Annotated in this window: 19 protein-coding genes; 8 read left to right on the top strand and 11 right to left on the bottom strand. The window is 65.0% G+C overall.

The features are described from left to right. Positions 1 to 3: 3 nt before the first annotated feature. The 5 genes from OKW38_RS08455 to OKW38_RS08435 all read right to left on the bottom strand — a co-directional run bounded on the left by OKW38_RS08455 (position 4) and on the right by OKW38_RS08435 (position 4820). Positions 4 to 1065 carry a lysylphosphatidylglycerol synthase domain-containing protein gene (locus tag OKW38_RS08455; protein WP_429334691.1) on the bottom strand — a complete coding sequence of 354 codons (1062 nt, stop codon included), beginning with the start codon at positions 1063 to 1065 and terminating at the stop codon, positions 4 to 6. Positions 1066 to 1210: 145 nt separating this feature from the next. Continuing rightward, on the bottom strand, positions 1211 to 2371 hold the full coding sequence (hpnI, locus tag OKW38_RS08450) for a bacteriohopanetetrol glucosamine biosynthesis glycosyltransferase HpnI (protein WP_090805232.1): 1161 nt from the start codon (positions 2369 to 2371) through the stop codon (positions 1211 to 1213). After that, on the bottom strand, positions 2368 to 3789 hold the full coding sequence (gene hpnJ, locus OKW38_RS08445) for a hopanoid biosynthesis associated radical SAM protein HpnJ (protein WP_429360991.1): 1422 nt from the start codon (positions 3787 to 3789) through the stop codon (positions 2368 to 2370). Before hpnJ ends, hpnI begins: the two co-directional genes overlap by 4 nt. A gap of 380 nt (positions 3790 to 4169) precedes the next feature. Continuing rightward, the gene (locus OKW38_RS08440) at positions 4170 to 4580 is read right to left on the bottom strand and encodes a hypothetical protein (RefSeq protein WP_429360989.1); all 411 of its coding nucleotides are present in this window, start codon (positions 4578 to 4580) and stop codon (positions 4170 to 4172) included. A gap of 36 nt (positions 4581 to 4616) precedes the next feature. After that, the gene (locus OKW38_RS08435) at positions 4617 to 4820 is read right to left on the bottom strand and encodes a cold-shock protein (protein WP_007181784.1); all 204 of its coding nucleotides are present in this window, start codon (positions 4818 to 4820) and stop codon (positions 4617 to 4619) included. A gap of 292 nt (positions 4821 to 5112) precedes the next feature. On the opposite strand from OKW38_RS08435, the gene OKW38_RS08430 reads away from it, so the two are divergent. Then, a complete protein-coding gene (locus OKW38_RS08430) occupies positions 5113 to 6558 on the top strand; it encodes an NAD-dependent succinate-semialdehyde dehydrogenase (RefSeq protein ID WP_187612760.1) in 1446 nt (481 codons plus the stop codon). Positions 6559 to 6703: 145 nt separating this feature from the next. Then, positions 6704 to 7324: a GNAT family N-acetyltransferase gene (locus tag OKW38_RS08425; RefSeq protein WP_429360987.1), complete on the top strand. Its 621-nt coding sequence runs from the start codon at positions 6704 to 6706 to the stop codon at positions 7322 to 7324. Positions 7325 to 7355: 31 nt separating this feature from the next. Here OKW38_RS08425 and kdgT read toward each other — a convergent pair whose 3' ends face one another. Beyond that, positions 7356 to 8378, bottom strand: coding sequence for a 2-keto-3-deoxygluconate transporter (gene kdgT / locus OKW38_RS08420; protein WP_429360985.1), 1023 nt, complete (start codon positions 8376 to 8378; stop codon positions 7356 to 7358). Positions 8379 to 8671: 293 nt separating this feature from the next. Here kdgT and kduI point away from each other — a divergent pair, with 293 nt between their 5' ends. From kduI to OKW38_RS08395, 5 genes are all read left to right on the top strand, one after another. Then, complete coding sequence (kduI, locus tag OKW38_RS08415) at positions 8672 to 9508, top strand: 5-dehydro-4-deoxy-D-glucuronate isomerase (protein ID WP_429360983.1); 837 nt, start codon at positions 8672 to 8674, stop codon at positions 9506 to 9508. 21 nt (positions 9509 to 9529) lie between these two features. Next, positions 9530 to 10285, top strand: coding sequence for a 2-dehydro-3-deoxy-D-gluconate 5-dehydrogenase KduD (gene kduD, locus OKW38_RS08410; protein ID WP_429360982.1), 756 nt, complete (start codon positions 9530 to 9532; stop codon positions 10283 to 10285). Between the two features lie 99 nt (positions 10286 to 10384). Then, complete coding sequence (gene kdgR, locus OKW38_RS08405) at positions 10385 to 11323, top strand: DNA-binding transcriptional regulator KdgR (protein ID WP_429360981.1); 939 nt, start codon at positions 10385 to 10387, stop codon at positions 11321 to 11323. A gap of 695 nt (positions 11324 to 12018) precedes the next feature. Further along, positions 12019 to 12414 carry a hypothetical protein gene (locus OKW38_RS08400; protein ID WP_429360979.1) on the top strand — a complete coding sequence of 132 codons (396 nt, stop codon included), beginning with the start codon at positions 12019 to 12021 and terminating at the stop codon, positions 12412 to 12414. Positions 12415 to 12489: 75 nt separating this feature from the next. Then, positions 12490 to 12738, top strand: coding sequence for a hypothetical protein (locus OKW38_RS08395; protein WP_090805246.1), 249 nt, complete (start codon positions 12490 to 12492; stop codon positions 12736 to 12738). A gap of 45 nt (positions 12739 to 12783) precedes the next feature. On the opposite strand, the gene OKW38_RS08390 is transcribed toward OKW38_RS08395, so the two are convergent. From OKW38_RS08390 to OKW38_RS08375, 4 genes are all read right to left on the bottom strand, one after another. Continuing rightward, positions 12784 to 14166: an MFS transporter gene (locus OKW38_RS08390; protein WP_429360977.1), complete on the bottom strand. Its 1383-nt coding sequence runs from the start codon at positions 14164 to 14166 to the stop codon at positions 12784 to 12786. Between the two features lie 171 nt (positions 14167 to 14337). Next, a complete protein-coding gene (locus tag OKW38_RS08385; protein WP_429360976.1) occupies positions 14338 to 14676 on the bottom strand; it encodes an NIPSNAP family protein in 339 nt (112 codons plus the stop codon). Continuing rightward, complete coding sequence (locus OKW38_RS08380) at positions 14673 to 16460, bottom strand: FAD-dependent oxidoreductase (RefSeq protein WP_429360974.1); 1788 nt, start codon at positions 16458 to 16460, stop codon at positions 14673 to 14675. Before OKW38_RS08380 ends, OKW38_RS08385 begins: the two co-directional genes overlap by 4 nt. Before the next feature lie 10 nt (positions 16461 to 16470). Next, complete coding sequence (locus tag OKW38_RS08375) at positions 16471 to 17352, bottom strand: SDR family NAD(P)-dependent oxidoreductase (protein ID WP_429360972.1); 882 nt, start codon at positions 17350 to 17352, stop codon at positions 16471 to 16473. A gap of 179 nt (positions 17353 to 17531) precedes the next feature. Between OKW38_RS08375 and OKW38_RS08370 the strand changes: the two genes are divergently transcribed. Then, positions 17532 to 18422 carry a helix-turn-helix domain-containing protein gene (locus OKW38_RS08370; RefSeq protein WP_429360970.1) on the top strand — a complete coding sequence of 297 codons (891 nt, stop codon included), beginning with the start codon at positions 17532 to 17534 and terminating at the stop codon, positions 18420 to 18422. Positions 18423 to 18457: 35 nt separating this feature from the next. On the opposite strand, the gene OKW38_RS08365 is transcribed toward OKW38_RS08370, so the two are convergent. Continuing rightward, a complete protein-coding gene (locus tag OKW38_RS08365) occupies positions 18458 to 19648 on the bottom strand; it encodes a 4-hydroxybenzoate 3-monooxygenase (protein WP_429360968.1) in 1191 nt (396 codons plus the stop codon). Between the last annotated feature and the right edge of the window lie 234 nt (positions 19649 to 19882).

The following is a 19882-nucleotide window of genomic DNA, read 5'->3' as shown; positions in this document are numbered from 1 at the left end:
CGCTCAGCGCCGCTCGCCGCCCCGGTTCGCGTCAGCGACGCCCGAACGCTGCTTGGCCAGTTCGGCGCGCACGCCGTGCGGTGCGGCATGCGGCCGCGCGCTGCCGGACGCCTCGAACAGCTGCCACGCGATCAGGCCCGGCACGAATATCAGCAGATCGCGAATTCGCCGCGCGGCCGCGAGCGCGAGACAGGTGGCGGGGTCGAGCCCCAGTGCGCCGCCAATCAGTATGAAAGCGCCCTCCTGCACGCCGAGACCGCCCGGCACGAAGAACGCGGCGCTGCTGACCGCCTGGATCAGCGATTCGATCACGATCGCCTCGACGAGCGTCACGCGCGCGCCGAGGAAATACAGCGCGAGCCAGATTTCGAGCGAGGTGAGCACGCATTGCAGCGGCTGCCAGAAGAACAGATAGCGCAGCACGACCGCGCGGCGGCGCCAGATCACCTTGATCGACTGATCGATCTGGGCGGACTGGCCGACCAGCGCGGTTAGCTTGCCGCTCGTCACGCGGTTCGCCACGCGCGTGATGCGCTCGAACGGATTGGCATGCTGGACGAGCCCGAACAGCAACAGCACCGGCGTCAACGCGACCACGCCCCACGCGAGCTGCCCGGCGAGCCGCAGCGCGCCCGATTGCGCATTGGCGAACAGAAAACCAATCCCGACCATCGTGAACATCAGCTGGCTGATTACGGTCAGCTGCATGTCGACGATGGTGCTGGCCACCGCTGTCGACGGCCTGACGCCCCAGCGCTTGAACATACGGAACGACACGAGTTCGCCGCCGATCCGCGCGACCGGCAGCATGCAGTTGACCGATTCGCGCACCCACACCAGATGCAGCATCCTGCCGAAGCTGGGGCGGTTCGCGCCGCGAATCAGCGAGCGCCAGTCGCACGCGTTGGCGATCATTGGCAGCACATGCGCGAGCGCGGCCACCACGAGGCCCGCGCCGGCCGCGCGCAACGCGCTGAACACCGCGCGCGGATCTTCGCGCCAGACGAGCCACAAAGAGATCAGCAAACCCGCGAGCGCAGCCGCGCGGCCCAGATGCTTCATCATGCGGGCACCTCGCACACGACCTCGGTATACGTGATGCGCCGCACGCCGCGTGTCGCCGGGGCGCTGCCATGCGTCTCCAGGGCGCTCCCGTTTCGCCCGCTCGAAACTTCTTCGTTCATTGCCAGCCCAATCTGCCGTTCGTTCGTCATTCGTCCTGCGCCGCCGACAGCAGCCCATCGCCGTCGACCTTGAAGCTGAAGCCCCGCCAGATCACCCGCGACGAGCGGAAGCTCGCGACGAAAATCGCAAACGATACGATATCCCATAACGGCAGAAGCCACAGATCGCGGCAGCGTTGACGCAACGCCCGATCCGCGCGCCACTTCAACGCGAGACGCGCGACCACCGTCACTGCCGCGAGCAGCCACGCCCACGGCGCGCCGCCCGAGCACGCTAGCGCGAGCAGCGCGAACGGCAACGGATGCACGAGCGCCGTGCCGAAGTGTCCGAGCGGATCGATGCGGCGAATCGTGCGGCTCCAGCGCAGTTCGTGCGTCACGAGTTGCGCGGCGCTCGCTTCGACACACGCATGCGCGATTGCGAACGGCGGAATCGTGACCTGCTCGCCCGCCGCGCGCACCGCCGCGCCGATCTCGTAGTCCTCGGCCAGATGCTGCACGAACGGCTTGAAGCCGCCGATCCGCTCGTAGGTGTCGCGCCGCATCGCGATGGTCTGGCCGAAGCACGGCCGCGCGAGCCCGAGCGCGAGTCCGGTGACGACGCCCGGCAGGAACTGGTAGTTGGTTGCGATCGCCGACAGCCGCGGCCAGAAACCCGGATCGGGCTGGCCGCGATATGCGCAGGTGACGAGCCCGACGCCCGGCTGCTGCAATTCGCCGATCACGTTGCGCAGATAGTCCGGGCCGACGCACACGTCGCTGTCGGCGAACACGAGCACGTCGTGGCGCGCCTGCGGCACCATGTTGAGGATATTGCTGATCTTGCGGTTCGGGCCGTACAGACGCGCATCGGCGACGACGGTGATGTCCGCCTGAGGATGGAGACGCCGCAGTTCGTTGACGGTTTGCAGCGCGGGGTCGGCGCAGTCATGCACGCCGAACAGGAATTGCACGGGCCCGGGATAATTTTGCGCGCAGAAGCTCGACAGATTGTCGAGCAACGCCCACTCGTTGCCATGCAACGGTTTGATCACCGTAATGGGTGGAAAGCTGGAGGGTTCGGCTACATCCCTCGCGAAGAAGCGCCCGATCAGCGCGCTCGCGAGCACGGTGTAGCCGATGCCGACAACGGTCGCCGCCGCGCACGCGTACGCGAGCGTGACGGCGGCGAGGTGTGCGGCGCTCACGCCTCGTGCGCGCGCAGGAAGCGGAAAAATTCGACGCCTTCGCGCAGGCGCCGTTTCATCATGTCCCAGCTCGTCAGCATTTCGCGCAGGATCTCCCAGATCTTCGACGGCCGGAAATAAAAGCGTTTATAGAAGTTTTCGAGCTGGTGGTACATCTCGTCTCGCGACAGATGCGGGTAGCCGATCGCCGCCAGCTGCACGCCTTCCTTGCTGACGAGATTGATCACCTTGTTCTCCGCGAGCCAGCCGTTCTCGACCGCCTGGTTATAGAGCGTCGTGCCCGGGTACGGCGCGGCGAGCGACACCTGGATCGTCAGCGGATTGATCTCTTTCGCGTACTCGATGGTCTTCTGGATCGTTTCCGGCGTCTCGCCCGGCAAGCCGAGAATGAAGGTGCCGTGCACCTTGATGCCCAGCGTGCGGCAGTCCTGGGCGAAGCGCCGCGCGATGTCGGTACGCAAGCCCTTCTTGACGTTCAGCAGGATCTGGTCGTCGCCGGATTCGTAGCCGACCAGCAGCAGGCGCAAGCCGTTTTCCCTCATGATCTTCAGCGTCGAGTAAGGCACGTTCGCCTTCGCGTTGCACGACCATGTGACGCCCAGCTTGCCCATGCCTCGCGCGATTTCTTCGGCGCGCGGTTTGAAGTCGGTGAACGTGTCGTCGTCGAACATGATCTCCTTGACTTCGGGCATGTTGTCGCGAATCCACTTGACTTCCTCGAGCACGTTCTCGACCGAACGCACCCGATAGCGATGGCCGCCGACCGTTTGCGGCCACAGGCAGAACGTGCACTTCGAGCGGCAGCCGCGGCCAGTGTAGAGCGACACGTACGGATGCTTCAGGTAGCCGTTGAAGTAATTCTTGATGGTCAGATCGCGCTTGTAGATCGGCGCGACGAACGGCAGCTCGTCCATGTTCTCGAGGATCGGGCGCGCTTCGTTGTGCTCGATCGAGCCGTCGGGGGTGCGATAGCTCAAGCCCAGGATCTGCGCGAACGGCTTGCCTTCGGCGATTTCCTTGCAGGTGAAATCGAATTCCTCGCGACACACGAAGTCGATGGCCTCGGTCGCGGTCAGCGAATTGTGCGGATCGACCGCGACCTTCGCGCCGACCATGCCGATCAGCAGCGACGGCTTGCGCTTCCTGAGGTCCTGGGCGAACAACGCGTCGGTCGGGAAGGATGGCGTGCTGGTGTGGATCACCACCAGTTCGTATTGCGAGGCGATGTCGAGGGCGGTGTCGACGGACAGGCCGTCTGCCGTGGCGTCGAGCACGCGGCTGTCGGGAACCAGTGCCGCGGGTTGGGCGAGCCACGTCGGATACCAGAACGAGCGAACTTCACGCTTGGCCTGATAGCGCGAACCCGCGCCACCATCGAAGCCGTCGTACGACGGCGCCTGCAAGAACAGAGTTTTCATGGATGCTCCAGCAAGCCTTTATAGGCGCTTTCGGTTTTCAGTCGGGAATCTATCTGTTCCATTGCCCGAATGCAGGTCGGGAAAGCCTGTGCTCGACCTGCACGTAGCGGCGGCCGCGGTCCGGAAAGGCCACGGGCAGTGGCGCAAATAGTACGGAGCAAAGCTGAAGGAAACCTGAAGAATAATACTGCGTTCAGACCGCGCGCGGCATGCTCCGTTGGGGCGATTTGTGCAATCGACGCGCTCGTGCAATCGTGTCGCATCGATGTCGTATCGGCGTGGTAAATGGATAGGTTCTCGCGTGGCGTGCGGGCGAGCCCCGCCGGCGCCGCCGATTCACGCCACCTTCACGGGCGCGAACGCTCGGCCCGACGCGTCGCTCATCGCGCGAGATGCCTCGCCCATTCGAGCCAGCCGAGATTGAGGGCCGCGTTTACCACTACGCCGAGCGCCGACGCGAGCGCGGCGATCATGGTCCAGAAGGCCGAGCGCCGCGCCGCGCGCGCCGACGTGTGGGCGGCGGCCGCAGCGTCGCGCGACGCGCTCGCCGCCGCCTGCGCGATATGCGACGACGCCTCCATGCGCGCGAGCGACCTCAGCGCGAAACCGCGCTCGTCGTCGTGCGTGGCGGCGGCCGCCTCATGCGCCGCGTCGTCGCGCTCCGCCTGCTCGAACAGATAGCGATGACAGAACGGCGTCAGCGGTTCGTCGGGATAGCGCGCGGCGAAGTTTTTCGCATAGGCGGCGCCGCCATTGCGCTCGATCTCCGCGTAGGCGGCGTCCTTATCCATGGTTGCCTCGCATGCGGACGAGCCGCCCGGCCGGCGTCACACGGGCTTGATGTCGGCAGCCTGTTTGCCTTTCGGCCCCTGCTTGATTTCGAAACTGACTTTCTGGTTTTCCTGCAACGACTTGAAACCTTCGGATCGAATCTCCGAAAAATGGGCGAACAGATCTTCGCCGCCGTCATCGGGAGTGATGAAGCCGAAGCCCTTTGCGTCGTTGAACCATTTCACTGTTCCGGTTGGCATGGCGATGTCCTCGTGATGCGCTGTAGTAGCGGTTGAATGGATGAAGCGCTGCGTCCTGCAAGCGTTTCGTGCAGCGCCGACGCGGCGCCCCGGCACGACCCGCAAAATCGCTCCGGTGCCAAACCTCAGCAAGCCGCATGCCGCGACCGGGCGCCTGCGGGCCGCGCCGGTGCGATTGCCCGCAATCAGATAAGATAAATGGTATCCGCAATTCATTCATGGCCGCGCAGGAATGTCGCCTCGTGCCGCACGTCCGCGCGGCCAGTTGTTTTCCCACTCACAGGAACCCAGCATGGCCATCTCGAGCTATACCGATACCCGTCTTCTGATCAACGGCGAATGGTGCGACGCCGCCAGCGGCAAGACCCTCGACGTGATCAACCCCGCCACCGGCCAAGCCATCGGCAAGGTCGCGCATGCCGGCATCGCCGATCTGGACCGCGCGCTCGAAGCCGCGCAGCGCGGCTTCGAAGCTTGGCGCAAGGTGCCGGCCAACGAGCGCGCAACCGTCATGCGCCGTGCCGCCGCCCTCGTGCGTGAGCGCGCCGCGGACATCGGCCGCCTGATGACGCAGGAACAGGGCAAGCCGTTCGCCGAGGCGCGCGGCGAAGTGCTGGCGGCCGCGGACATCATCGAATGGTTCGCGGACGAAGGCCGCCGCGTGTATGGCCGCATCGTGCCGTCGCGCAACCTTGCCGCGCAGTCGCAGGTGCTGAAGGAGCCGATCGGCCCGGTCGCGGCGTTCACGCCGTGGAACTTCCCGGTCAACCAGGTCGTGCGCAAGCTGTCGGCGGCGCTCGCCTGCGGCTGCTCGTTCCTCGTCAAGGCGCCGGAAGAAACCCCGGCGTCGCCGGCGGCGCTGCTGCAAGCCTTCGTCGAGGCCGGCGTGCCGGCCGGCACGGTCGGCCTCGTGTTCGGCGATCCGGCTGAAATCTCGAGCTACCTGATCCCGCATCCGGTGATCCGCAAGGTTACGTTCACGGGCTCGACGCCGGTCGGCAAGCAGCTTGCGGCGCTGGCCGGCTCGCACATGAAGCGCGCGACGATGGAGCTCGGCGGTCACGCGCCGGTGATCGTCGCAGAAGACGCCGACGTCGCGCTCGCCGTCAAGGCAGCCGGCGCCGCGAAGTTCCGCAACGCGGGCCAGGTCTGCATCTCGCCGACGCGTTTTCTCGTGCACAACAGCCTCCGCGAAGAGTTCGCCGCGGCGCTCGTCAAGCACGCTGAAAGCCTGAAGCTCGGCGACGGTCTTGCCGAAGGCACGACGCTCGGGCCGCTCGCCAACGCGCGCCGTCTGACGGCGATGGCCAAGGTCGTCGACGACGCCCGCAAGACCGGCGCGAAGGTCGCGACGGGCGGCGAGCGCGTCGGTACCGAAGGCAACTTCTTCGCGGCCACCGTGCTGACCGACGTGCCGCTCGACGCCGACGTGTTCAACAACGAGCCGTTCGGCCCGGTCGCCGCGATTCGCGGCTTCGACAAGCTCGAAGAAGCGATCGCCGAAGCGAACCGCCTGCCGTTCGGCCTCGCCGGCTACGCGTACACGAAGTCGTTCGCCAACGTGCACCTGCTGTCGCAGCGCATGGAAGTCGGCATGCTGTGGATCAACCAGCCTGCCACGCCGACGCCGGAAATGCCGTTCGGCGGCGTCAAGGATTCCGGCTACGGCTCGGAAGGCGGTCCGGAGGCGATGGAAGCCTACCTCGTGACCAAGGCGGTCACGGTGATGTCGGTTTAATCACGGGTTTAATCACGGGTTTAATCACGCCAATCACGCGCTTCGGGAACGGCGCCGCGGTTTTGCCTCTCGCATCGTTCCCGAGCGCGGCTCAACCGATCTGCCAGGTCCACGAGTCTTCCGCTCGCGGACCTTTTTTATTGCCATGAACGATATTTCCGCCGAATCGATGCAGCCCACGCTGAGCGGCTCGTTCGTCGAGCTGCGGCCGCTGCGCGAGGAGCACGCGCAGGCCCTCGTCGACGCCGCCGCCGACGGGCAACTGTGGGACATGAAGCTGACCGTCGTGCCGGGCCCGGCGACGATCGACGCCTATATCGCCACCGCGCTCGCCGGCCGTGCGGCCGGCAAGGTGATGCCGTTCACGATCGTGCGGCGCGACGAGGATGACGAGAATGACCGTGCTGGCCGGATCGTCGGCAGTACGCGGTTCTGGAAGATCGATCGCGCGAACCGCAAGCTCGAAATCGGCCATACGTGGCTCGCCGCCTCGGCGCAGCGCTCGGTCGTGAACACCGAGGCGAAATATCTGCTGCTGTGCCACGCGTTCGACGTGATGCGCTGCGTGCGCGTGCAGTTCACGACCGACGAGCTCAACGACAAATCGCGCGCGGCGATCCTGCGCATCGGCGCGCAACAGGAAGGCATCGTGCGGCACGAGCGGATCATGCCCGATGGGCGCAAGCGCAACTCGGTGCGCTTTAGCATCATCGACGACGAATGGCCGGCGGTGAAAGCGATGCTCGAAGCGAAGCTGGCGCGCTGAGCGGCGCGCCGGCTTCCTGCTACCGACTCATTCAAACGGGCGCATCGCGCTGCTCGTTGAGCGGCGCCGCCTGCGTCGCCGTGGCGAACTCCTCGCGCAGCGCGTCGCGCGCATGATGCCGGCGCACCCACAGCGCCGTGAGGATCGGCACCAGAATCGCGGTCACGAGGCAAGCGGTGGCGACCATCGCGGTCGCGGCCGGCACCAGCGGTTTGAAGCTCGGAATCATGTCGGCGATGATCGCCGGATTCGCGACCGCGGCCCCTGCCGTCGACGACGCCGCCAGCCCCGCCGCGCCATTGCCGCCGGCAATCCAGCGATCGGCGAGAATCAGCGGCACGCCAGTCACGACGATCACGCCAAGCCCCAGCACGATGCCCGGCAGGCCGCTCGTGACGATCACGTTCAGATCGATGCCGTTGCCGAGCGCAAAGCCGAAAAACGGAATCAGCGGATGCACGCAGCGGCCGAACAGCTCGCGCAGTTCGCTATCGAAGTTGCCGAGCGCAAACCCGATCAGGAACGGCAGCACCGCGCCGACGAACAGGCGCGGCTCGAAGAACGCGACCCCCGTCGCACCCAGAATGATCATGCTGATCAGCGGCCCCGATTCGACCGACATCAGCACGAACGCGCCCGCCTCTTCCTTCGTGCCGTACTGTTGCATCACGGCCGCGTACAGGCCGCCGTTGGTCATGTCCATCGACGTGGTGATCGCGAGCATCGACAGTCCCGCGAACAGCCCGGTCTTGATGCCATCGATCGGAATGAAGCGCGCCGCGATCAGCGTGACGATCCACGCGACCAGCATCTTGGTGACGAGCAGCGTGCCCGACTTGCGCAGCACGGTGCCGGTCGCGCGCAGGTCGATCGTCGCGCCCATGCAGAAGAACCATACCGCGAGGATCGGCACCGTGCCGGTAATCAGGCCGTTGGTGAACGAGCCGAAGTATTTGCCCGCGCCCGGCGCGAACGTATGCACACAGGCGCCGAGCAGCAGCGGCACCAGCATCAGACCGCCAGGAATGCGGTCGATGGCCTTCTTGATCTTCATGCCTCCTCCATGGACGGTGACGTCCCGTTGACGGGCCAATGACCCGCGTTGGTGTCCCGTTCTACGCCGGGCTCTCCCTGTTCGGCGCAATATAGCATCACGAAAGGAACGCCGTTCCGTTTTATTTCTCAAACCTGACTATCGTTTACCCGGTCGTTCGCGCTATGCGTTGCCAGCCGCGATCACCCGTCACAATATTTTCGGACCAGTGTTCCGAAATCTAGATTCTGCGTTACAGTCTCGGGCACGAGGAAGGTGGCGCCGCGCCCCGCATACCGACAGGAGAACGATCAATGGACGTGAGACAGGCCATCAACAGCGAATACGCGAAGACGCTCGACACCACCGGGCTGCGTCGCGAGTTTCTGGTGGAGCAGATCTTCGAGCGCGATGCGTTGAAGCTCACGTACAGCCATATCGACCGGATCATCGTCGGTGGCGTGTGGCCGGTCGAGCGCGCGGTCGAAGTGCCGGGCTCGCTCGGCAAGGCGATCGGCGTCGACTATCTGCTCGAGCGGCGTGAACTCGGCGCGATCAACATCGGCGGCGACGGCTGGGTCGACGTCGACGGCACGCGCTACACGGTGCGCCGCGAAGAGGCGATCTATATCGGCAAGGGCGCGCAAGCGGTCGCGTTCGGCAGCGCCGACGCCACCCGGCCGGCGAAGTTCTATCTGAACTGCGCGCCCGCGCACGCCACCTATCCGACCCGCACGATCTCGCTCGACCAGGCCTCGCCCGAAACCCTCGGCGATCCGGCCACGAGCAACCGCCGCACCATCTACAAGTTCATCGTGCCCGACGTGCTGCGGACCTGCCAGCTGTCGATGGGCATGACGAAGCTCGAACCGGGCAGCCTGTGGAACACGATGCCCTGCCACACGCACGAGCGCCGCATGGAAGTGTATTTCTACTTCAACGTCGCCGACGACGCCGCCGTCTTCCACATGATGGGTGAGCCGCACGAAACCCGGCACATCGTCGTGCGCAACGAGCAGGCGGTGATCTCGCCGAGCTGGTCGATCCATTCGGGCGTCGGCACGCGCGCGTACACATTCATCTGGGGCATGGTCGGCGAGAACCAGGTGTTCGGCGACATGGACCATCTCGCGGTCCGCGAGCTGCGCTGAGCGAACAGGAGTCCGAACACAGTGAACACTTTCGATCTGACCGGCAAGGTCGCCATCGTGACCGGCAGCAACACCGGCCTCGGCGCCGGCATGGCCGTCGCGCTCGCCGCGGCCGGTTGCGACATCGTCGGTGTCAGTCGCGCGGACGCGGGCGCGACCGCCGCGCGCGTCGAGACGCTCGGGCGCCGCTTCGCCGACGTGCGCGCCGATCTCGCGTCGAGCGTTTCGGTCGACGACATCGTGCGCGCCGCGGTCGAAGCGTTCGGCCGCATCGACGTGCTCGTCAATAACGCAGGCATCATCCGTCGCGAAGACGCGCTCGAGTTTGGCGAAGACGACTGGGACGCGGTCATGGACGTGAATCTCAAGAGCCTGTTCTTCCTGTCGCAGGCCGCGGCGCGTCAGTTCGTGCGCCAGCAAAGCGGCGGCAAGATCATCAACGTCGCGTCGATGCTGTCGTTCCAGGGCGGCATCCGCGTCGCGTCGTACACCGCGTCGAAAAGCGGCGTGCTCGGTCTGACGCGACTGCTCGCGAACGAATGGGCCGCGCGACGCATCAACGTGAACGCGATCGCGCCCGGCTATATGGCGACCGCGAACACCGCGGCGTTGCGCGACGACGCGCAGCGCAACGAGGAGATACTCGGCCGCATTCCGGCCGGCCGCTGGGGCGTGCCCGACGATCTCGCGGGGCCGGTGGTTTTTCTCGCCTCGTCGGCGTCGGACTACGTGCATGGGCATACACTGGCGGTGGATGGCGGCTGGCTCGCGCGCTAGGGACGGCACAAGCTCGCCACGAGTGCGCGCGACGCGCTATGCTCTCGCGCCGGTGAGCATCGGCTCGATGCGGCAGCGGCGAGTTGGCACAGACAGGGAATGACGGACATGGCGGCAACGGGAACACACAGGAATACTGCGAGGAACACTGCGCGCGACAAGACGCTCGACAAGGCGCTCGATAAGACCCGCGGCAAAGCCCGCAAGGAACCCGCCGGCGCAGCGTCGCTCGATGCGCACAGCGGTGAGCGCGGCGAATCGGCGTCGTCGATCGGGCGCGTGTTCGCGATTCTCGGCGCGATCGGCGACACCGGACAGATCGGCATCAGCGAGTTGTCGCAACGGCTCGGCATGTCGAAGACGACCGTGCATCGTGTGATTCAAACACTGAAGGCGCTCGGCTACGTGAGCCAGGAAGTCGAAACCGAACGCTATCGGCTGACGATCCGTCTGTTCGAGCTCGGCGCGAAAGCGCTCGAAAGCGTCGATCTGGTGCGCGAGGCCGACATCGAGATGCGCCGCATCGGCCAGATGACGCGCGAAGCGGTACACCTGGGCGCGTTCGACGACGACGCGATCATCTACATCCACAAGATCGACGCCGACTACGGACTGCGCATGCAGTCGCGGATCGGCCGACGCAATCCGCTGCATAGCACGGCGATCGGCAAGGTGCTGCTCGCATGGATGGACCCGGCCGACGCGCGTGACGTGCTCTCGCACATCGAATTTCGCAAGTCGACGCAAAAGACCCTGACCTGCGCCGAAGCGGTGTTGAGCATCCTGCCGCGCGTACGCGAGCAGGGCTACGGCGAGGACAACGAGGAGCAGGAAGAAGGCCTGCAATGCATCGCGGTGCCCGTGTTCGACCGCTTCGGCCGTGTGATCGCCGGTCTGTCGATTTCGTTTCCGACGATGCGCTGCGGTGCCGACACGAAGCAGCATTACGTCGCGTTGCTCAAAGAGGCCGGTCTCGCGATTTCGACGCGGCTCGGCTATCGCGAAGCGACCGCCCCGGAGCCCGCGGCCGCGCAGTAGGTTGCGCGCGCGATGCGTTTTTACCTATCCCACCGAAGCTTAAGACAAGCTGATGACGCTACAGGTGTAGCGTCTTTCCATCACGCTCGCCCGAGCGCACTACCGAACTTCTTACCCAGTCTGCAACCGAATGTATCTGCGGCGCATACATAATCCAAAATTTGATGCGCTTCTTTTTTCAGCAATCGAGGCGCCGAAGCTTCGCTTCGAATCCATGCTTCGTCTGCCTTTGAAGGCGTTTTTTTTCATAGACCCTTCAAGGGTTTGCCCGCGCGCTTGACAGTCGCCCGGCATTTCGACCCGTAACCCGCGGCGCCTTCCCTCCTCGTTCATCGCACTCGCATCGACGCTTCGGCGCGAGCTCGGATCGACACGTCCTGTTACACACAAACACACCGGTAATCGCGCCGCTCAGTAGAGTTCGGTTCAAACGAAAGCGGATCAGATGAAACGCTTCGCACGACAGGCACTCGCATCACAGATTTCAGGGAGCAACATCATGAAAAAAATCCTCGCATTGGTCATTCTTGCCGCCACGCTCGGTGGCGCGTTGAGCGGCTGCATCGTCGTCCCTGACGATCATCCGCATCATGACCACTACTACGAACGTTATTGATCGGGCCATCACGCGCAGTAGGTGCGCGTCCGGCTCGCCACTCCATCGCAGACATCCACACAACAAACAGAGAACAATCATGAGTCTTTCACGCAACCGCTGGGTATCGTTGACCGTCGTCGCGGGTCTCGCGATCGGCGCATCGACGGCCGCTTTCGCGCACGTCGATGTCGGTGTGAATATCGGCGTGCCGGGCATCGCGGTCGTGCCCGCCGTGGTCGAGGCTCCGCCGCCCGTCTATGTGCAGCCCGCGCCCGTCTATGCGCCTGCGCCGCCTCCCGCGGTCATAGTCGCTCCGGGCTGGTACGGCGAACGCTACTACGATGGTCATCGCTATTGGGAGCGTCGCCAGTGGGAGCGGCGCGAGTGGCAACGTCATCACGACGAATGGCGCGATGCACGCGGCCCGCACGGCGACTGGCACGACAACGGCTCGCACGGTCATGGTCATGACGATCGCGGGCATGACCATTGATAGACGGCAGGTGGCGTCCATCGCGCCACCGTGTCGCGCTTGCATTCGCGCCACCCCTTTGACAGGAGCGACGACGTGCTACGCAAGGATCCGAGACGAGTAACCGCGCAGGTCGACGGCGCGCACATTTGCGCCGAATACAGCGAGCTGACCGGCCAGCTGTGCCTGCGCCAGGACGGCACGCTGGTGCGCGAATGGTTTCCACCGCATTCGTGGATGGCGATCGCGTCGGTGGCCGGCGCGCGCCACTGGGGCACGCGGCCAACCGACGACGAATTGCTCGCGCTGCTGCACAACGAAATGGCGTTGCTGCGCGCGTCCTGAGCGGTCGCGCGTTGTTCGAGCGTAGCGGCACGCCCGACGCCGCGCTCATTCGATCGCTATGGCGCCGACGTTTTCATCGACCGATGCGTGATCGAGCGGCTCGCGCCGCATCATCAATACCACCCCGCCCGCCGCGATCACGGCCGGCACCGCGAGCAGGCTGAACACGGCGCCGAAGTGCCAGCCGAGCCCCATCAACGCCGCGCCGATGAGCGCGCCCGCCACGCCGCCGACGCGGCCGATTCCCAGCATCCACGCCACGCCCGTCGCGCGCGCCCGGGTCGGGTAGAAGCTCGCCGCGAGCGCCGACATCGACGTGACCGCGCTGGTCGCGACCGTGCCGGTCAGGAAGATCAGCGTCCCGAGCCAGACCTGATGGCCGACGCCCCGCCCGACCAGCAACACGAGCGCGCCGACGAGGACATAGGTGAACGCGATCACACGATGCCCGGCGAAGCGATCCATCACCCAGCCGACGCACAGATTGCCGAGGATGCCCCCGAACGGAAACAGCGACGTCATCAACGCGGCCTTTTCACCGGAGAAGCCGGTGTCCTTGAACAGCGTCGGCAGCCAGTTGGTCAGCAGATAGTAAATCAGTAGCCCCATGAAATAGGCGAGCCACAGCATCAGCGTGCCGAAGCGGTAGCGCGCCGCCAGGATGATCGTGAGCGCCCATTGCGAACGCGCGTCGCCGGTATTGCGGCACACGTCGACCGCGAAAAAACGGCATCCGTCGAAGCGGTCGTGGGGCGCGATGCGTTGCAGGATTCGCGCAATCCGTTGATCGGCGCGCTTACGCACCGCGAGAAATTGCGCCGATTCTGGCAGAAACAGTATCAGCATCACGCTCAGCACGAGCGGACCCGCGCCGCCGGCGACCAGCACGCTCGGCCAGCCGAAATGCCGAATCAGCCATGCGGATGCGAGACCGCCGATCGCGAGACCGCCTGAAAAGCCGCAGAACATCGCATTGACGGCGACCGCGCGAATCCGCGCGGGTGCGTACTCGGCCATCAGCGTGACCGCGTTGGGCATCGCCGCGCCGAGACCGAGGCCGGTGAAAAAGCGCAGCAAGCTCAGCGATTCGATCGAGCTCGCGCGGGCCGCCGCGAGACTCCACAGCCCGAAGAAGAACACCGACAGCACCAGCACCGTCTTGCGTCCGATGCGGTCCGCGCAGGGGCCGGCCGCGAGCGCGCCGATGCCGAGTCCTACCAGCGCCGCGCTCATCACCGGGCCGAGCGCGCTGCGCGCGATGCCCCACTGCTGCACGAGCGACGGTGCGATGAAGCCGACCGCGGCGGTGTCGAAACCGTCGGCGGCGACGACCAGAAAGCACAGCACCAGAATCGTCCATTGAAACGGCGAGAAGCGCTGTCCGTCGATAAAGGCCTGCACGTCTACACTGCGTTCGGAGCGGCTCATGTGCGTGCTCCTTTCAGATGGTTCATTGCGATGTCTCCTTGGGATGAAGAGGTGTTTTCTTATTGTTCGAATTGCCGTTCAACATGCGGTCGCCGCGACGGTAGTCGCGACCGTGCTTGCTCGCGTCGCGCTGTCCGTTCGTTCATGCCTGTCTCCTCCTCGAACGGGCGGCTAGCGCAGCATCGTCAGCGTCCTGAAGTCGACTCGCCTGATGATGCGGCTCTCCTGCGCGACGATCAGATGCGCGGACGCCTGCAGATACGCGGGCCAGTCCGGATCGGCATCGCGCGCGGTGCGGCGCTGGTCGTAGTCGCCGATGCTCTCGTAGCCCCACAGATGCACGACCTGGTTCAGCACGCCGATATCGCTCATGTAAAAGCCGACTGGCGCGCCCAGATACTTGAGCTGAATCGGCATCGCGAGCCGGTCGAAAACGTCGATGAACTCCGTCATGCCGCGCGGACGGATCGTGTAGATGCGATGATCGACGAAAGGTTTGCCCTGGCTCATGTGCCGGTCCTCAATACGGTTTCGGCTGCGCGGGTGTCCGCGTTGCTTGCGCTCTTCGCGCTGTTTGCGCTTTTCACGCTCACGCCCGCGAGATGACGGCCAGTGATATAGCCGAACGTCATGATCGGCCCGAGCGTGATACCCGCGCCCGGATAGTTGCCGCCCATCACGCTCGCGCGATCGTTGCCGACCGCGTACAGGCCGGCGATCGGTGCGCCTTTCACGTCGAGCACTTCGCCGGTGACGTTCGTCGAGATGCCGTCGAAGGTGCCGAGATCGCCCATCACGACCTTCAGCGCGTAGTACGGACCGTCGCCGATCGGCGCGACGCACGGGTTCGGCTGGTGCTCCGGGTCCCCCAGATAGCGATTGAACGACGTCGTACCGCGGCCGAATTCGCGATCTTCGCCACGCACCGCGTCGGCGTTGTAGCGCTTCACGGTCGCCTCGAGCGCCGTGCCGTCGAGACCCGCGTTGCGCGCGAGTTCCGCGAGCGTGCGGCCCTTGCTCAGATAGCCGTTGCGCAGCAGCGGGCCGAGCGGCACGGGCGCCGGCTTCGCATAACCGAGCCCGTATTTGCGGATCGTCGCGTGATCGCAGATCAGCCACATCGCGGTTTCGCGTTCGTTCGCGCAGGCCTCGATCATCGCGGCACCCACGTCGTGATACGAATTCGCTTCGTTGGTGAAGCGCTTGCCCGCGCGCGTCACGCCGATCACGCCAGGCTTGTAGCGATCCACCAGATGCGGAAACACGCCGACGCTGCCGTCGCTCATCGGCACGCGCGACACCGGCATCCATGCGGCGGGCTGCGGAAAACGGATCGCCACCCGCGCACCGAGACGTTCGGCCATGCCGACGCCGTCGCCCGTATTGCCGCGCGGCACCGGCGACAGGTGTTCGCCGCCGCGCCGCAGATGCGGATACGCGCGGGCGATCCGTGCGACGTCACGCGAGAAGCCGCCGCACGCGAGCACCACGCCGCGTCGCGCGACGATGCGCATCTCGCCTTGCGGTCCGGCGACGAGCGCGCCGGTCACGCTGCCGTTCGCCACGGTCAGCTCGCGAGCGGCCGTGTTCGTATGGATCGGAATGCCGAGATCGAGCGCGGACTTCGCGAGCCGCGCGGCGAGCGCGTTACCGCTCGTGATCTGCACGCCGCGCCGGTACAGCGCAAGATCCTTCAGATGGCTCGCGAGGCGCTTCGCGACGTACAGCGCGGAGGTGAGCGAACGCGTCGCATTGAAGAAGTGCTTCAGGTCCGCGTTCGACGAATTGAACATCATGCCGATGAACGTGATCGTCTTCAGCGGCGGGCGCAATCGCGAGATGTCCTGGCCCAGCGCGCGCGCATCGAACGGCGCGGCGACGACCGAGCGGCCAATGTCGACACCACCACCCACGTTCGGGTGATAGTCGGGATACAGCGTCGGCACGAATTTGACGGTGGTTTCGCGCTCGAAGAAGTCGAGCATCTCAGGGCCCGTGTCGAGAAACGCGTCGACGGCGGCGGCATCGAAGCACGCGCCGGTTTCGCTGCGCATATAGGTCAGCGCCGCTTCGCGCGTATCGCTGACGCCGTTGCTGTTTGCGTGACGGTTGCCCGGAATCCACAGCACACCGCCTGAAAACGCGGTCGTGCCGCCGAAGAACGGCTCCTTCTCGATCACGACGACATCGAGACCGTGTTTGCGCGCGGTGATCGCGGTCGACAGCCCTCCCGCACCCGAACCGATCACGAGCACGTCGCACGTGAGTGTTGCGCCGCGTGTTGCGTTGGTCATGATGGTCTCCTTACGCTCGGACCTGGCGGTCGGCCCGGGTGGCTTGCGCGGCCTGGTTGGCTTCGAAGCCGGGACGCGGCACGAGGTCCATCAGCATGCTTTCGAAGCCGCCATCGACGACGACTTCGGCGCCGTTCACATAGGCCGCGCGTTCGCTCGCGAGAAACGCGACGACATCGGCGATATCGTTCGGCTCGCCGATCCGGCGGCTCGCGGTCATCGCGCTGCGCCGGCGTTCGATATCGCCGTGCTCGTAGAACGCCGCCGACAGCGGCGTGCGGATCATGCCCGGGCACACGGTATTGCTGCGAATGCCGCGTGGTCCCCACTCCGCCGCAATCTGCTTCGACAGCATCGCGACGCCAGCCTTGCCCGCGCTGTAAGCGCCGCTATAGGTCTGCGGATGATGCGCGGCCACCGACGCGACATGCACGATTGCGCCAGCGCCGCGCTTCAGCATGCGTTGACCGAATTGCTGCGAGCACAGCATGTAGCCGGTCAGATTCACGCGCAGCATCGCATTCCATGCATCGAGTCCAATCTCTTCGATGCCCCCCGGCCGCAACAGGCCCGCGTTGTTCACGAGCACATCGGCGACGCCGAGGCGCGCTTCGACCTCCGACACCGCGCCGCGCACGCTATCGATGTCGCCGATATCGCAGGCGAGCGCCAGCGCTTCGACACCGCTCGCGCTCAGCGCTTGCGCGACGTCACGGCACTTCTGCTCATCGCGATCGAGCAGCGCCACGCGTGCGCCAGCGTCGCCCAACACCTGAGCAATCGCGCTGCCGATGCCGCCCGCCGCGCCGCTCACGACGCAGACGCTACCTTCGAGCCCGAGCCAGTGTCGCGCGTTGGCGGGTGTGTCGCGCCGATCTTTCCGTTGATTCATTTGCTTAGTCCTCCCGATCTCCATGTTCACGATCGCGGCGAGCTTAGGTTGGCCGGCTTCACCAAACTGCGTCATTCGACCGCGTCTCCGATGGAAAAAAGTATAGCCACGCGGTTCGGGACGAAATTGGACAAAGGCAGCGCATCGCAGGACAATTCGAACATTGGAGACAAAACCGCATGAGGAATATCCCTAACTACGATCTGTACGGAGAGTCCGCTCGGCCGCCGTGGTACGACGCGTTCAATTTCGAATGGATCGTCGAGCGCAGTCGTCCGAACGACTGGCATATCGCCGCGCACCGGCACGATGCATTGCTGCAGATTCTCTATATCCGCAGCGGTTCGGGCCACGTGCTGATCGAAAGCGAAAAGCTCACGATCGAAGCGCCATGCCTGATCCTGATTCCAGCGCAAACGGTGCACGGTTTCGTGTTTTCGCCGGAGATCGACGGGCTCGTGATTACGGCCGCGCAGCGCGCGCTGGAGTCGATTTCGAAAGCAGTGTCGCCGGGCCTCTTGCCGGTGCTGCAACGGCCCGCGCTGATTCCCGTGCGGCCCGCGGTCGGCGAGCGCACGTTGATGCCCTTGTTCGGTTTGCTGGAGCAGGAATTTCGCGGCAGCGCGCGCGGCCATATCGCCGCGGGCATGTCGCTGATGATTGCACTTTTCGTGCAGGTCGCCCGTCTGACCGATGCCGCGTCGAGCGCGGGCGCGACCGTCAATGACCGGCGCGCCGCGCAGATCAAACGGCTACGCGAACTGATCGCCACCCATGTGCGCGAGCATCTGCCAGTCGATTTTTATGCGGAAAAATTGGGGGTGACCGCGGCGCAACTGGGGCGCATCTGTCGTGAGGAGCTTGGCCATTCGCCGCTGTCGCTCGTCAACGATCAGTTGATACGCGAGGCGCAGCGCGATCTGGTCTACTCGGGTTCGAGCATCAAACAGATCGCGCATGCGCTCGGTTTCGAAGATGCGGCCTATTTCAGCCGCTATTTCCGCAAGCAGACCGGCGTCACGCCCAAGGAGTTTCAGGCGGCCGCGCATCGGGATCTGTCGATCAATTAGCGATCCCGATGATCGCGCGGCGCTTGCAGTAGCGCTTACAGCTGCGCCTGCATCTGCGCGCCGGCGACGCCGACGTAGTTCTCCGCCAGTACGGTCGCGGCCGTACGCGACGTCGTCACGTACTCGAGCTCGGCGACCTGCAGTTGCTGCTCGAACGCCGAAGCGCCTTCGATACGATGCAGCATGCTGGTCATCCAGTACGAGAAGTGCTCGGCGCGCCAGATGCGTTTGAGCGCGGTTTCGCTGTAACGGTCGAGCAGATCGGCGCGGTTTTCCTTGTAGAACGCGTCGAGCGCCTTGCTGAGCACGTTCACGTCGGCGACCGCGAGGTTCATGCCCTTCGCGCCAGTCGGCGGCACGATATGCGCGGCGTCGCCAGCGAGGAAGAGGCGCCCGTACTGCATCGTCGTCGACACGAAGCTGCGCATGCCGACGATGTTCTTCTGAAAGATCTTGCCGTCGATGATCTTGTGGCCTTCGTCCGAATCAGCGCGCGCATGCAGCTCGGCCCAGATGCGATCGTCGGACCAGTTGTCGACCGAGTCCTTCGGATCGCACTGGAAATACATGCGCTGGACGTTCGGCGAGCGCGTGCTGATCAGCGCGAAGCCGCGCTCGTGGCGCGCGTAGATCAGCTCGTCCGACGATGGCGGGCCTTCGCACAGAATGCCGAACCAGCCAAACGGATAGACGCGCTCGAAATCCTTGCGCAGCGTCTGCGGGATCGCCTGGCGCGACACGCCTTGCGAGCCGTCGCAGCCGATCACGAAGTCGCATTGCAGTTCGTGCTCCGCGCCTTCGTGGCGATAGCGGATCGACGGCTTCTCGGTATCGATGCCGTGCACCAACGTCTCCGACACACCGAAACGCAGTTCGGCGCCCGCGGCCACGCGCGCCGCGACTAGATCCTTGATTACTTCGTGCTGAGCATAAACCGTGATCGCATGACCGGTGAGGTCGGTCAGATCGATGCGGCGACGCTTGCCTTCGAACGCGAGTTCGAAACCGTGATGCAGCGCGCCTTCGGCTTTCATGCGTTCGCCGAGACCGGTTTGCGTCAGCAGGTCCATCGTGCCCTGCTCGAGCACGCCGGCGCGAATCGTCGATTCGATCTGATCGCGCGTGCGCGTTTCGAGCACGACCGAGTCGATACCGCGCAAATGAAGCAGATGGGAAAGAAGCAGGCCAGCGGGCCCTGCACCGATGATGCCGACTTGGGTGCGCATGTAGTCTCCTGAATGCGGTGATGAAATTTGCGCTCAGTGTGACGATCGCGACGCCTATCCCGCAATGCGATATAGCGGATAGGCCGTATCGCGTTGCGCGATAGAAGGTGTAAGGCGGGAGCCGGCGCCGCGCGGATGTTTCGGCCGCAAACGCAAGACTGGCGGGGTTTTCCGCCGATTTGGACGACCCGCGGCTCGTGCTGCGGCATGGCGTGCCCTCAGGTAAACCCCGAT

It is taken from the genome of Paraburkholderia sp. MM5496-R1, assembly GCF_050436205.1.
Classification (GTDB): Bacteria; Pseudomonadota; Gammaproteobacteria; order Burkholderiales; family Burkholderiaceae; genus Paraburkholderia; species Paraburkholderia tuberum.
The sequence above is the reverse complement of the archived record's forward strand: the minus strand, read 5'-3'. Positions and strand labels throughout refer to the sequence as shown.